Origin of the sequence: Dulcicalothrix desertica PCC 7102 (assembly GCF_003991905.1) — a bacterium.
GTDB classification, from domain to species: Bacteria; Cyanobacteriota; Cyanobacteriia; order Cyanobacteriales; family Nostocaceae; genus Dulcicalothrix; species Dulcicalothrix desertica.
Map to the genome: position 1 here is coordinate 403921 of NZ_RSCL01000001.1, position 14019 is coordinate 417939.

Annotated in this window: 17 protein-coding genes and 2 pseudogenes; 6 read left to right on the forward strand and 13 right to left on the reverse strand. The window is 38.0% G+C overall.

The genetic code is table 11. The annotated features are described in order from the left end of the window. Positions 1-101: 101 nt before the first annotated feature. The 4 genes and pseudogenes from rpsP (at position 102) to DSM106972_RS01720 (ending at position 2244) form a co-directional block, all read left to right on the forward strand. Positions 102-362 carry a 30S ribosomal protein S16 gene (rpsP, locus tag DSM106972_RS01705; RefSeq protein WP_127078223.1) on the forward strand — a complete coding sequence of 87 codons (261 nt, stop codon included), beginning with the start codon at positions 102-104 and terminating at the stop codon, positions 360-362. After that, positions 343-798, forward strand: coding sequence for a KH domain-containing protein (locus DSM106972_RS01710; protein WP_073616803.1), 456 nt, complete (start codon positions 343-345; stop codon positions 796-798). Before rpsP ends, DSM106972_RS01710 begins: the two co-directional genes overlap by 20 nt. Positions 799-896: 98 nt before the next feature. Continuing rightward, a pseudogene (gene rpsU, locus DSM106972_RS01715) lies at positions 897-1077 on the forward strand (30S ribosomal protein S21). 213 nt (positions 1078-1290) lie between these two features. Then, positions 1291-2244, forward strand: coding sequence for a PhoH family protein (locus DSM106972_RS01720; RefSeq protein WP_127078227.1), 954 nt, complete (start codon positions 1291-1293; stop codon positions 2242-2244). 27 nt (positions 2245-2271) lie between these two features. Here the strand turns inward: DSM106972_RS01720 and DSM106972_RS01725 are convergent, their stop codons facing one another. Both DSM106972_RS01725 and DSM106972_RS01730 read right to left on the reverse strand, forming a co-directional pair. After that, positions 2272-3849, reverse strand: a complete 1578-nt coding sequence (locus DSM106972_RS01725) for a serine/threonine protein kinase (RefSeq protein WP_127078229.1) — start codon at positions 3847-3849, stop codon at positions 2272-2274. Positions 3850-3979: 130 nt separating this feature from the next. Beyond that, positions 3980-5467, reverse strand: coding sequence for a serine/threonine protein kinase (locus DSM106972_RS01730; RefSeq protein ID WP_127078231.1), 1488 nt, complete (start codon positions 5465-5467; stop codon positions 3980-3982). 139 nt (positions 5468-5606) lie between these two features. On the opposite strand from DSM106972_RS01730, the gene DSM106972_RS01735 reads away from it, so the two are divergent. Further along, on the forward strand, positions 5607-6011 hold the full coding sequence (locus DSM106972_RS01735; RefSeq protein ID WP_127078233.1) for a ChuX/HutX family heme-like substrate-binding protein: 405 nt from the start codon (positions 5607-5609) through the stop codon (positions 6009-6011). Positions 6012-6115: 104 nt separating this feature from the next. Here the strand turns inward: DSM106972_RS01735 and DSM106972_RS01740 are convergent, their stop codons facing one another. The 8 genes and pseudogenes from DSM106972_RS01740 to DSM106972_RS01775 all read right to left on the reverse strand — a co-directional run bounded on the left by DSM106972_RS01740 (position 6116) and on the right by DSM106972_RS01775 (position 11928). Next, positions 6116-6577, reverse strand: coding sequence for a hydrocarbon-binding protein (locus DSM106972_RS01740; RefSeq protein WP_127078235.1), 462 nt, complete (start codon positions 6575-6577; stop codon positions 6116-6118). Between the two features lie 24 nt (positions 6578-6601). Further along, a pseudogene (locus tag DSM106972_RS01745) lies at positions 6602-6970 on the reverse strand (roadblock/LC7 domain-containing protein); the annotation flags it as partial. Between the two features lie 29 nt (positions 6971-6999). Next, positions 7000-7500, reverse strand: coding sequence for a GTP-binding protein (locus DSM106972_RS01750; protein WP_127078239.1), 501 nt, complete (start codon positions 7498-7500; stop codon positions 7000-7002). A gap of 323 nt (positions 7501-7823) precedes the next feature. Continuing rightward, a complete protein-coding gene (locus tag DSM106972_RS01755; protein WP_127078241.1) occupies positions 7824-8381 on the reverse strand; it encodes a protoglobin domain-containing protein in 558 nt (185 codons plus the stop codon). 151 nt (positions 8382-8532) lie between these two features. Beyond that, positions 8533-9099, reverse strand: coding sequence for a roadblock/LC7 domain-containing protein (locus DSM106972_RS01760; protein WP_127078243.1), 567 nt, complete (start codon positions 9097-9099; stop codon positions 8533-8535). 175 nt (positions 9100-9274) lie between these two features. Next, the gene (locus tag DSM106972_RS01765) at positions 9275-9811 is read right to left on the reverse strand and encodes a GTP-binding protein (protein ID WP_127078245.1); all 537 of its coding nucleotides are present in this window, start codon (positions 9809-9811) and stop codon (positions 9275-9277) included. 21 nt (positions 9812-9832) lie between these two features. Further along, entirely contained in the window at positions 9833-10678 is an 846-nt protein-coding gene (locus tag DSM106972_RS01770; protein ID WP_127078247.1) for a DUF4388 domain-containing protein, read from the reverse strand. 509 nt (positions 10679-11187) lie between these two features. Further along, a complete protein-coding gene (locus DSM106972_RS01775) occupies positions 11188-11928 on the reverse strand; it encodes a DUF1995 family protein (protein ID WP_127078249.1) in 741 nt (246 codons plus the stop codon). Positions 11929-12002: 74 nt separating this feature from the next. On the opposite strand from DSM106972_RS01775, the gene DSM106972_RS01780 reads away from it, so the two are divergent. Further along, entirely contained in the window at positions 12003-12212 is a 210-nt protein-coding gene (locus DSM106972_RS01780) for a Uma2 family endonuclease (RefSeq protein ID WP_127078251.1), read from the forward strand. Between the two features lie 79 nt (positions 12213-12291). Here DSM106972_RS01780 and DSM106972_RS01785 read toward each other — a convergent pair whose 3' ends face one another. From DSM106972_RS01785 to DSM106972_RS01795, 3 genes are all read right to left on the reverse strand, one after another. After that, positions 12292-12489 (reverse strand): DUF6887 family protein, encoded by a 198-nt coding sequence (locus DSM106972_RS01785; protein ID WP_127078253.1) that lies wholly within the window; start codon positions 12487-12489, stop codon positions 12292-12294. Next, the gene (locus DSM106972_RS01790) at positions 12476-12670 is read right to left on the reverse strand and encodes a DUF6888 family protein (RefSeq protein WP_127078255.1); all 195 of its coding nucleotides are present in this window, start codon (positions 12668-12670) and stop codon (positions 12476-12478) included. Before DSM106972_RS01790 ends, DSM106972_RS01785 begins: the two co-directional genes overlap by 14 nt. A 109-nt stretch (positions 12671-12779) precedes the next feature. Continuing rightward, a complete protein-coding gene (locus DSM106972_RS01795; protein WP_127078257.1) occupies positions 12780-13922 on the reverse strand; it encodes a cysteine desulfurase family protein in 1143 nt (380 codons plus the stop codon). Between the last annotated feature and the right edge of the window lie 97 nt (positions 13923-14019).

The following is a 14019-nucleotide window of genomic DNA, read 5'->3' on the forward strand; positions in this document are numbered from 1 at the left end:
ACCTGGTTTCTAGCATTTCGGTACCCAATAATCCATATCCAATGCTAAAATTAGCATTTCAGTATCAAATAACTGCAAACGACAAAACCTAAACCTCAGCTATGATTAAATTGCGCTTGAAGCGATTCGGTAAAAAGAGGGAAGCTTCTTTCCGTATTGTCGCCATGAATAGTTTGTCCCGTCGCGATGGACGACCATTAGAAGAATTGGGATTTTACAACCCCAGAACCAAAGAAGTAAAATTGGATGAAGAAGGAATTCGTAGGCGCTTACAGCAAGGCGCCCAACCTACAGATACTGTGCGTTACATTTTAGAGAAAGCTAACGTCTTGGAAAAGGTCAGTGCAAAACCCGCGTCATAACGTAGCAATTAATTCAAGCGCTCCTGACTATACTGATTTAGTCAGGTATCTCATAGAACCGTTTTTAGAATCTCCTGAGTCTTTGAGTATCGATTGCGAACTGTCTAGTAACCGTAATCGAATTTGGATTCGTGTCGCCTTCTCAAGTGCAGACAAAGGAAAAGTATTTGGACGAGGTGGACGCAATATTCAAGCGATTCGCACGTGTCTAATGTCTTTTGCCCAATTAACCGGACAATCCGTTTACTTAGATATTTTTGGTAGCGGTGGTAGTCGTGACGAAATGTCCTTTGATGAAGACAACGAAGAGCGATATGCACCCCCTCGCTCAAGAGATACAAGAGATAGACGTACTATTAGCACCAATAGCAGCAGTAGTAGCAGCGGCACTAATGGGCAGCGCCCCTTCATTAAACCTCGCTCTCGCCAGGTTTAGTTAAATTTAGTTTCGAGAAAACTGTGATAGTTAATTAATTCAATCTAGATTAAAGTTTGATTCAATTAAGTTTAACTTCAAGGAGGTGAAAGCAGAAAGTGGCTGAAATCCGTTTGGGTGAAAATGAAACAATTGACTCCGCGTTAAGACGTTTTAAGAAAAAAATCCAAAAAGCTGGAATTTTATCTGAAGTCCGGCGCCGAGAACGTTATGAAAAACCCAGTTTGCGCTCCCATGCTCAAAGCGGAAGCCGCACGTAAAAGTGGACGCATTTCCTAACTAGATATATTTCTAAGATATATTCCTAGTCGTTGCGTTTCACTTTTACTATCTGTTCTGTAGAAGAAACCCGGTTTCTATTTACAATCATCGTGATTATTACAAGTTATCGACCAAGAAACCCGGTTTCTAGGATTGATTAGTTTGAAGTAAGTAGAGGCGTTAATTGCGTCTCTGCTTTCAATTTTTTATGATTTATTTTTAAAATTAATTATGGCAGGCGCCTCTCTAATTCAACTGCCCAGTATTGAAAGCGCACTCGCACTTGCGGGTAACTACGAAGAAAATCTTAAACTAATTGGGCGCCATACAGGGGCAAGTGTTGCACTGCGTGGGCAAGAGCTACTAATTTCTGGTACACAAAATCAAGTTGACCGTGCCTCACAAATAGTCCACTCTTTAGAAGAGTTATGGAGTCATGGTAAAAATGTGTACAGTACAGATATACAAGCTGCAATTCAAGCACTAGATACTCACCGTGAAAATGATTTGCACGAATTACAGCGCGATACTGTTGCAAAAACTCGTCGTGGTGAAGAAATTCGAGCTAAAACGTTTCGTCAGCGGCAGTATATTCAAGCGTTGCGTACTGATGATTTAATATTTTGTACTGGGCCTGCGGGTACTGGTAAAACATTTTTGGCGGTAGTTGTTGCAGTACAGGCATTACTAGCCAATCAATTTGAGAAAATAATTTTAACTCGTCCAGCAGTAGAAGCAGGTGAAAAGCTTGGTTTTTTACCAGGGGATTTGCAGCAAAAAGTCAATCCTTACCTGCGTCCACTTTATGATGCAATTAACGAATTTATTGATTCTGAGAAAGTACCTGGGTTAATTGAACGGGGTATTATTGAAGTGGCGCCGCTTGCTTACATGCGAGGACGAACTTTAAATAACGCTTTTGTCATAGTAGATGAGGCTCAAAATACAACACCAGCGCAAATGAAAATGGTGTTAACGCGCTTGGGTTTCCGTTCGCGTATGGTTATTACAGGAGACATGACGCAGACAGATTTGTTACCAAGCCAACAATCTGGGCTAGCTGTCGCATTACGTATTTTAAAAGGCGTTGAAGGAATTGCATTCAGTGAATTTACGCAAAAAGATGTTGTGCGTCATTCTTTAGTACAACGCATTGTTGCTGCGTATGAAAAATACGAACAGTAGCATTGTTACATTTGTAGAGACTACTATTTACTCCCAAGTGATGGGTATATCTAAAAAATAGCTAAGTTCTTCTGCTAACCAGTAAAGTTCTGGTGTACTTAGTTTATAATTTAGTCCATATCTGTTTTGATCTACCCATATATATAAGCGAGGTGGTATTTCTTTTTGTTCTGTTTGCTTTTTACCATTCTCATCGGTTCCAGTTACAATTATTTTATAACTCTTGTTTTCAAAAGTTATTTTAGAAATGTTTTGTCGAGGCTGCTTAAAAATGATATAGTTTTCTGTTGTTTGAGCTTGACTAGGATAAGTAAATGCTAATGTTATATCTTGCTGATTGATGTTTAGATGTAATGCGTCTACATATGTTAAATTTTTTATGTCGAATCGAATCTTCTCATCAGGTATGGTAGCTTTATAAAAATCTTTAAGATTAAAAGAGAAGTTTGGAGTTGTTATGGACATAATTACAGAGGTAGCAGCTAAAAATAGAACTAGGTAGCGTATTGATTCTGGTAATACCATTAAGAATGCTATCATTGGAAATCCAACACATATTATTGCTATAACTGAACAAAGGAAAACACAAATTAACCATGTCCAAAAACCACGAAGACTGACCATATCAAAGATTTTTCCATACCAAGCTTGCCGATAATCTTTTTTGATATTATTAATGACTTGCCAATAAGATTTTTTTGTAGATGGAAATGAGCCATAAGGGATACAAATATTGATACAATCTGCTGTTTTTTTAAGACTTATATTACTCAAAGGTGGCTTTTTGATGGTTAACTCACCAGATTCTAAAGCTGTTAAAGCAGATTGTACCGAGTTAAATCGCTTGTTGAGACTAGGATGAGTCATTAATTTGAGCCAGTCTCTAAATGTAGAACTAATATTTACAGCTTCTTCAAATTGAATTTGTAAATTAGATGAAGGTAAATCGATTGGTTCGACACCTGTTACTAAATGAATTAGCGTTGCTCCTAAACTATATAAATCTGAGGCATAAGATACTTTACCAGCAAATTGCTCCGGCGCCATATAACCGTAAGTGCCAACTATAGTCATGGTTCCATTATGAGGAGTTGCGGTTTGCACTGAGCCAAAATCAACTAAGTAAACATCACCTATATGATGGGCAGAGCGATTAACTAATAAAATATTACTTGGTTTAATATCTCGATGAATAACGGGTGGTTGGTGTGAGTGAAGATAATCTAATACTAACAATAAAGATTTTGCTAACTGTTTAACTTCGCTTTCGCTAAATGTTCTACCACTGTCTAAGTATTCTTGTAAAGGTCGAGCATTTATATAACTTTGTACAAATGCAAATCCTTTTATGCTAGGTGTATCAACACTAAAGTATTCGATATATTTAGGAATTGCTGGATGTGATAAAGATTTAAGTGTTTCGACTTCGCGCTCAAATAACTTTAAATCATCCCAACGAAAATTATCGTTGAATATCAGTAGTTTAATTACTACTAGTTGTTTAGTTTCTAAATCTTGAGCTAAAAAGGTACGGCGCCCAGTATTGCGTCCTAATTCTTTTTTAATTTGGTAGCGATTGTTAAATAATTCTTTTGGAAGTGTCATATTTCTAAACCTGGTTTCTGTTCGTTAATATTGAAATTTTTGGATATCGGTTTTTCGTGACAAATAGAAACCTGGTTTCTGTTCGTTAATATTGAAATTTTTTGTACTTAGTCAAAAGAAACCAGGTTTCTTACTCTTTAATTATCTGGATATCTAAAAAGTCGCTAATTTCTTGCGCTAACCAATCGCGTTCTAGTAAGGTTAAAGGTTGATTTAAATATTGACTCAAATCATGATTGCTAAATGTACCTTCCCATATAATTAAACTTGGAGGTTTGACTGTTTTTTCAATATCATTTTTTAAGTTAACTAATTTATATTCTTGTGCGCTGGATACTAGCTTCCAGATATGCTCTCTAGCAATAATTTTTCGCTCGGCACCTGCTAATGCTTGACTGCCAAATACCTTTGTTGTTACAATTAAACGTTTTTCGTCAATTACTAATTTTGTTCTGCCGAATAAGTGAATTAGTAGGCAGGAACTTAGGAATAAAACCAGCGAAGTGCATAAAAATATGATTATGTAATTAATTATAAATATTTGTAGCAAAAATCCAATTAGATATTTAGTGGGATAAAACAATACATAATATCCTACATATAATATAATTGCACTTGGTATTATTGCACCCAGTATATTACCAACAATTTGCTTGATTGTCTTTGTTGGGAATATAATTTCTAACTTATTTACGGTTTTCTTGATTTTAATTTTACTATGCAACGGTTTTTTAAACTTTGAGAAATGAATATCTCTGTAGTACAAATTATAATCATCATTTGATAGTATATTAGATAAATTATCTAGAGCATGTAATGCTGCGGTTGTTGAGTCAAAACGACTGTTAATACTAGGTTGTATCATAATATTTAACCAAGCTTTTAACTCAGGACTGATATTTGGTATTTGCTCAAATTTAATATTTAAATCATCACCAAGTAATTCTGAGGGGTGTTTTTTGGTAGCTAAGTAAATTAATGTCATTCCCAAACTATATAAATCAGACCCAGGAAAAGCTCTTCCACCAAACTGTTCAGGTGGCATGTAACCATAAGTACCAACTACAGTCTTCGTACCACGTGCTTTAATACTGGTTTGTACAGAGCCAAAATCAACTAAATATACATCCCCAACATTATTACCAGAAGTATTATTAAGTAAGATATTACTGAGTTTGATGTCGCGATGAATAACTGCTGGGTGTCGTGAATGTAAATAATGCAATATCTCCAATAATAATTTACCTAATTGAATTATTTCTGACTCGCTAAAATTTCGCCCCGTGTCTATATATTCTTGAAGCGATTTTGCGTTGCAATAAGTCTGTACAAGCGCAAATCCTTTTATTTCAGATGTATCTAGCTCAAAATAATCAAGGTACTGAGGAATTGCTGGGTGCGACAGATGCTTAAGCGTTTCTGCTTCTCTTTCAAATAATTTTAAATCTTCCCAGCGAAATTCTTCATTAAATAACAAAATTTTAATGACTACTTGGTTGCCATGATGAGAGTCATCAGCAAGCAGCGTGCGTCGGTTTCCGTTTTCTGCGATTTTTCTAATTACGATGTAACGGTCGTGCAGCTTTTGGTTCGCATCAGTTAAAAGTTGATCTGCCATTGTTACGCCGACTTTTAAGGTATTACATATCTATTACAAATGTAAGTCTTGAGATTTATTCATTTCGTTACATTTCTTCAATAAGTACAGTAAACCCGGTATTGTGGAGATGGCAGTTTTATAAAAAGGACTATTGAAAATGGCTAAACCACTAAAAGAGTTTTTGGAAGCTTGCGAGAGCTTAGGTACTTTGCGTTTAATTGTTACAAGTAGCGCCGCAGTGTTAGAAGCGCGCGGAAAAGTCGAAAAAATATTCTATGCGGAGTTGGCGAAGGGCAAATACGCGAATATGCACACTGAGGGTTTTGAGTTTCATTTGAATATGGACTTGATTAAGCAAGTAAAGTTTGAAACAGGTGAAGCGAAGCGTGGTAACTTTACAACTTACGCAATTAGATTTTTAGATGAGAAGCAAGAGTCAGCATTGAGTTTATTTTTACAATGGGGCAAACCAGGAGAATATGAACCTGGACAAGTGGAAGCTTGGCAAGCTTTGCGTGATGAGTATGGTGAAATGTGGGAAACGGCGCCTGTTGTGCTTTAGCAACGGATGAGAGCGGATGTAACGGATGAGTTATTTGTTACAAAGAAAGCCTAGTTATTTAAAATTAGCTATCCGTTACATGCGTGTATCATCCGTTGCCAGGGTTATTTGAATTCAGTAAATTCAAATACATCATGAGTGCCACCACGCAGCACTGACTCGGTGTGTTTACCTTGAAAGCGCTTACCGAGAGTTTGTTCTAAGGCGCCCCAAACAGCCCCAAGAGTATATGTACATTTACGTTCAGAACCTTGGGGTTCTCCTGCTGAACATAAAGTTTCGCTGGTGTAGACTTTAATGACATCACCTTCTGAGACAATTTTCTCTACGCTACATAAACATGTACCGGTTTTACCCAAGGCATAACCAAGTTTGTAACCGATATCATCAAGCGACATCATTGAACCACTTAAACCAAGTTCAGTTGCAAGCTGTCTACCGCGACTGCGACCTGCTGTTGTTAATGCAATTGCGGTTGCTTTATCTCCTAAAGCATCTTCCATTCCCACAATCGCAGCTTTAAAACAAATAATACTGCTAAAATCACCTAAATTAGGACGTAACATTGTTAAAATTCCTGTTAAAGTTTGTTATCCAATTAACGGCGCCAGTCTACTAATAATTCGCTTGATTTCTAAAAATAAAATACCTTGCTTAACTCCTGCACTAGCAAGCACGAGTAATACGGCATCACTACCGCAACCAACTAATACACCGTAACCTTTTTCACCTTCGACTACAATACGTTCAACGCTGCCACGTGCGAGTTCGCGTCCAATGCGTTCACCAAGCGAAAGCATTGACGCTGACATTGCTGCTGTGCGTTCTTCATCCATTGGCCCTGGTAGTACCGATGCAAGTGCTAGACCATCTGGACTTACTAATGCTGCACCTTGAACATCTGATGCACCAGTAACAAAGTTTTGTATTTCATCTTGTAGCATTGAAGTATTAATCATGGTTATCCTCCTACACGATTTATTTGTTATTACAATTGCTCTAATAATTTGGTTAGCACTGTCTTGATTGAAATTCGGTCGGTAACGTTGACTCGAGTTATCGGCGCCAAAGCGAATAAAGCAGAAATATCCGATAATTCTTGAGAATGCGAATCTGTATGCGTCAGTCCAACTATATATGGAATTTGCAATTGCTCATCAATCAATTCAACTACCGCACGCGCATATAATAAGTCAGCTTTGCGAGTTGCATTTGCTAGTACAACACAAGCAGTTGCGTTTTCTATTAGAATATCTCGCATGAATTCAAACCGAGCTTGTCCCGGTGTACCATACAGATGCAATGAATCTTTGTTAGATAGCGCTAAAGTACCAAAGTCCATTGCTACCGTTGTTTTTGGTTTGAGTTTAGCAGTCTCATCAGTAGCTTTTTTATCAGTATCTATGACATCGGTATCGCTAATTGTGCGGATAAAGGTTGTTTTTCCAACACCTACATTACCCGTAACTACAACACGTAAAATTCTCATCTATTTTGATTAGACTGTGAACTCGGTGCCTGTAAACATTTAGCTACAGCGAATTGACTTGAAAACATTAAACTCCCTTAAATTATTATAGCTTGCATTATTTACTACATTGGCAAATACATCCTGCTTACACAAATATAGTGTGTATATAATATCTACCTTTTAAAGTCTTTACCCTTGTTTGATTTTACTTATATTTGCTTTCTATTTACTTATATATAGATAAATATTTATATATATTTCAAGAATTGACTAGCATATTGTGATACATTTTTCAAAAAAATTATTGCGTACATCCCCCACAAGGGGGATGAAAGTAAATATTACATTGATTTGGCGCCAGTAGCAATTAAGCGTCTGAACAAACCTTCGCTCCAACCAGTTTCTTGAAGGACTGCGGAGGAAGAGACTTCTACATATGCTTGCTCAATAAAAGCTAAATCAATCATACAAATTCGTCCCAGCGCGTCTTTGAGTTCTTCGGTTTTAGCATCAGCTTTGAGACGTTTGCCAACTTCGTGTACAACTGTTGCCATTGCAGGAACGACATGCTGGGGTCCAATACCAAGACGGACGTGAACTAAACCAATTCTCCAACGACGGTCTGCGTATGCATTACCCCATCCGTCCATACCTGTAAACATTTCTTGGAACCAGTTAACGAAGGTTTCATGTAAACGATGAACTCGTCCTGAGCCATCACCATTAAGTATGCTGTCCATTTCTGGGTCACGTCCAAGATAAGCATAAAAGTGGTCGGCCATTTCTGGAGCTAATTTTGCACCCCACTCTGCCTCAGATTTTAATAAAGCTTTGTCAGCATCCGTTAAGCCAACGCGCTTTTCAAGGGTGGACATAAAGACATGTGGGTCTAAGGCCATGATATTATAAACTCCTGACTGCTTTCTAGAAATAAATTGTTTGTGAAGATTAAATTATTCGATGCTTTCCACTGATAAACCTTTAACATTTTTATGTTATGTCAGCATCACTTAAACTCAGTAATCCAAGTATCTGAGTAAGGATTGTTAGTTATGCTAACAAAGGGGCAATTCTTGCCACCACCCGTTTGAGTTCCAAAAATAAAATTCCTTGCTTGACTGCGGCGCCTGCTAGCACTAGTAATACAGCCTCACTACCGCATCCTATTAAAACACCGTAACCTTTTTCGCCTTCGACTACAATACGTTCAACGTTTCCGCGTGCTAGCTCACGCCCAATTCTCTCACCAAGCGACAGCATTGAAGCTGACATGGCGGCAGTACGTTCTTCATCCATTCCACCAGGAAGTACTGATGCTAGGGCAAGACCATCTGGACTTACTAGTGCAGCACCTTGAACATCTGAGGCGCCTGTGACAAAGTTTTGCAACTCTTGTTGCAACATCGAAATATTAATCATGTCTTGTCCTAGAGAAGTTGGTAATTCAATAGCTGTTAAATCAAGGGATTGTAACTCAATGGCTGGAGTTGGAATGACGGTTGCTTCTACTTCGTCTGGTTTGATGTCAGACTCGGTTTTCTGCGGCTCCGGCAAAATTTCAGATGGAGACTGCTGAAACCCACCCATGAGTAGCTTCAGGATTCTGCCTAAAGCCATAGCGGTTTATGTACTGATTTTTTGTGACTTTCTGATGTTTTTATCACCACATATACATTAGCAGTATTATCCCGATATAGTGAGCAAAACTCAACAATATTCAGGTGAAAAATACTTTAAGAAATAATAATGAATGTGCTATATATTACAATTTGTTTTTCAATGATTCTTTGTACTAATGATGTTGATAGCAATTTGTCAATAGCTCAACAACATTAATTAAACTTTCTCGGACTGATGCTGCTTCTGTTGCGTTAACAGTTACAATGGGTGGTTGTTCGTCTAGCATTCCCAGACTCAGGGCAATATCCGACGCTTCCCAGGCGCCTTCACAATCAGAATGTGTAATGCCAATTAAATAAGGAATGTCTACTCTTTTTTTAAAAAACTGAAGAATTTTACGGTTGTGGCGAAAATGTTCAGGACGGTGGGCATCAATTAATAAAATATAAGCATTAGCTCTCTGAATCAAAATATCCCACATAAAATCAAACCGAGCTTGTCCAGGTGTACCGTATAAGTGAAGCGATTGTTTTGGACTGATTGTTAGGCGCCCGAAGTCTAAAGCTACAGTAGTGTTAGCTTTAATTTCTGCCATCTCATCAGTTGCACGCTTATCGGTGTCAACAACATCAATTTCGCTAATAGTGCGAATGAAACTTGTTTTTCCCGCACCAACACTTCCTGTGACTACAATCCGTAGAATTTCCATAACAGTGAATTTATAGAGTCGTTAAGCTTTACTCTTCAGAAAACCAACTAGATTTTGTAAAAACGAAGTACTTACCTTTAAAGGTTGAGACTTTTGAGGACTGTAAGTGGACATATAACCATCAAAGCTCTGTGAATGCGATGATAAGGGAATTTCTTCCACCAAACCAGCAACCATCAATCGGAAAGCAACTTGCTGGATAGTAGCAATAGGTTGGTTAAGTTGAGATGCAAGTGTGTTTAAACTAACATTTCCATCAGCAAATTCCCATAGCTGCCATTCAAGGGGATGCAGATGAAGTTGGGTTTTAGCGGGTGTAATTCCTTCGATTGCCGAAGTCGGGTTGGGTAAAGCATCAGCCAAAGCTGCCCAATTTTTAATTACTCGTAAAGCCATTAAAGCCACTTCTGTCGCGCGTAAACTTATCCCAGTCATTTCGCTCGTAGGTAAAATTGCTTTACTATCGAGCTTAAAAACACCCTTTTGGATTTCAAATAACTGTCTAACTTGCTGTAACTGACTTGCAAACAACAAGTTTAACTGCTCTGCGCTTAAAATTTCTAAAGTTTTGAGATATAAACCTAAAGGTGTATTTGTTGCTGCTTGCAAACGAAGTCTTTTTAATGTACGTTCGTTTACCCAACCTCGCTGTACAATCTTTTCGACTAACCCAAGTCCATTTAATTTACTTGTCGCTGCAACTACATTTCCTTGTCGAAACCAGATGTAGTAGTGCTGCGATTTTGAGCCAATAACTTTCAAGTTAGGTAAAGTACAAACCGTCAAACAACCTGACTTTTTTCCTTGGTCAATCAGCTGAAATAGTTCAGCTAAAGAAAAATCTGTGAAAGAACTAGATAGACTCATTTTTTTATAGCTACTGTATATAAATTTATACAAAGCTGCACCTTGTGAAATATTTGGCTCGCTACAACCTTTTTATAACGAGATGTCTCTGTACTACATAAAAGGATAGTTCATTTTTCAGATATCAAAATAAGTAATAACACTGTTAAGTAAGCTTACTAAGGGTTCTATGTAAGTGCTATCACTTATTCTCTTTTAAAATTAATACACTAACACGTAAGTAATTATTGTTTTATAAAAGACAATTCTCATTTTGGTGGTATTTTGTTGCCCGTTTAATGTCGGAAAACAGTAGCAAATATTAGCAGTACGGGCAAATATTTATTTTTACAATGTAATCATTACATTATATTAATTCTATGTTACACATAGACAAATATCTATGAGTACTTAATCAGAGAATAATTCATATTTGTTTACAATTACTGGCAACGGATACAACGGATGTAACGGATGGGTTATTTTTAATTAATAAATCATCTGTTACATCCGTTCCCATCCGTTGCAAGCTAGCTACTCAGCGCTTTTAAAAACCGTTGTAAATCTCTAAACATGTTAGGTTTTTTAGTAGGCGCCGTTTCGCCGTTGGCAGTAGTGCGTTGTCCTTTGGCAATAATTGCATCAATTTCTTCACCCGTGGGTCTTTGGGGTAATTCTGCAACTTTTTCGTAGTTACCGCTGTTTTGTACCCATATTTCCCACATTCCTGGATAGCATCGAAACACTGCTGCTTCTTCAAAAATTGGACGCAGGTAGTAACATGATTCGATAGTTTTGATAAATCTTTCACGAATTTGACGGGCAGCGTAGCCAATACCTACGGTTCCTGCATCTTCGAGACGTGGGTTTAACATTACAAAGGGACGCGCATCACCAATTATTTGACAAAGCTGTTCTAATTGGGGTACTTCTTGCGTAGTTGGGGCGATAAATAAGAAAAGTTCATCTTCGGGCTGAATTTTAGATTCAAGCGAAGCTGCTCTACCTGTGCCAATGTCTTCAATTTTATATGGTACGCTTCCCCAGTCACGACGCGCAAGGGCACTGGCGCCTGCATCTGCGAACAAAACCTTAAGTTTATCGCCGTAAGTTTCAAATCCTGGAATAAATTGCTCGGCTACAAGCATAAACTTGAGTTCGGAAAACAGTAACTCAACCTGTAAGCGTGTCTGACCATCGGCTATTGCAGCTTGAGTTGCCTGCTGCGCTTGAATAACAGCGTCTTCTAAAGTCTTTGGTAATTCAGCCATTTTGTTTTTAATAAAAAATCTATATTGGGTTTGAATCGTCAACTTTTTATTTTACAAGTTAGTTCGCTCCGGCTTTGGAAGAAATTGTTTTTGCTGGTTGGTACGTTGATGCTCAAGAACCTGTTACTTTAAAAGATAGTGAACCTAAGCCTGATGTTGTAATTATACTAGGCAATAATCGTGATTATACTGAGCTTCATCCTGGTTCTAATGATTTGGCTTTGGTTGTGGAAATTGCTGATTCAACTCTTGAACGTGATAGAAGTTATAAGAAACGTATTTAGGCGCGTGCGGGTCGGGGATTTGTTGGCATAATAATATGAATGAACAGGCAGGATGCCTGTTCCACAAGAGATATAGTAATTAGTTGCCTTGCTTTTTCTTAAGGTAATTTTTCAAAATTTCATTCATTTGCTCATCTGTTAGATGGTATGAATATCTCACAGCATTAGGGTTTGCTGTTTTAATCAGTACCTCGATAGCATCATCATCTTCTCGATTTTCTAGTACATAAGCTCGAAGCTCTTGCCTAGTCATTTTACTAAAGTCAGGTTTCATCATAATAAACAAATTCCCATTCTCCATCTGGGGGAATCAAAATTTCTATGCTTTCAGTTACACCCGCAAGAATATAAATTATACCCGTTTTTGGATTGTATCTGAAAAGATGTACTGGCTGGTATCCGGTTGAGAGCATTGAAAACACTCTCACACAAGCAAAAGCTTGTTCTACTGTTGGCATATACGATTTTTAATATTATAGCAAACACTACAATACCGTGAAAGGTGTGTTAATGATTTTGAGCATAAGACAGGCAGGGATGCCTGTTCCACAAGAGTTTTTTTTATTTTTAGAGTCTGTTTATAATTTGTTTTAATACCATTGCTGTCCAATCTATGTCTTGTTGTGTGGTGTCTTTTCCTAGTGTCATTCTAATACCTGCAACGGCTGTTTTTTCTGAATACCCCATTGCTAAAAGTATGGGACTGGGGCTAATTTTGCCACTGCTACATGCTGAACCTGCACTAATTCCTATTCCTGCTAAGTTCATTTGTCTAACTAAGTTTCTTCCGTTGATTTTTTCTTGATTTCCTGTTTCTATACAAACGCTAACGTGATGTGGTAAACGATGTAATAAATCTCCTGTTGGCATTAATCCTGGTATATCTAATATTTGTGAAAATAAGCTATCACGCAATTTTACTAGTCTCGGCGCCTCTTTGCTAATTTCTTCTGCTGCGAGTGATGCTGCTAACCCAAACCCTGCTATCATGGCAACTGCTTGTGTTCCTGAACGTAGTCGCGTTTCTTGTCCACCACCTAATACTAGTGGCACTATTTCTACACCTGGACGTATATACAAGGCGCCTGCTCCTTGGGCGCCATATATTTTATGACTAGACAAACTAAGTAAATCTACAGGCATTGCTTGCACATCAATTGCTAAACGACCTGCGGCTTGTACTGCATCGGTATGAAATAATACGCCTTTTTCACGCGCGATTTGACTTAGTTGGGCTATTGGTTGAACGGTTCCGACTTCGCTTTGCCCGTAAACTATAGATATTAATGCGGTGTTTTCTTTTATCGCTGCTTTTAAGTCTTCGGGGTTTACTTGCCCTTTGGCGTCAACTCCTAAGCGTGTTACTTGCCATCCCCATAGTTCCAACATGCGCGCTGGTTCGGTAATTGCTGAATGTTCGACGCTGGAAATTATTATGTGTTGAGGCTGGCTGTATAAACGTGCTACTCCCATTATTGCTAAATTATCGGCTTCTGTTCCACCTGATGTAAATACGATGGACTCTGGTTCTGTGGCATTTATTAAGGAGGCTATTTGTAAGCGCGCGGTTTCCATGATTGTAGCGGCTCGCTGCCCCCATTCGTGTAAGCTGGAAGGATTGCCCCACTGTTGCGATAACACAGATTGAATAAGTGTGATGACTTCAATTCGAGTCGGAGTGGTAGCACTATAGTCTAGATAAATTTGCATACTTAATCAATTTTTAACTTTAAGAGGCAACGAGTTAATTTCATTTTCAGGCTACATAGTTCTGTATTGCAAATGTTCACCCCTTTTCGCATAGCTG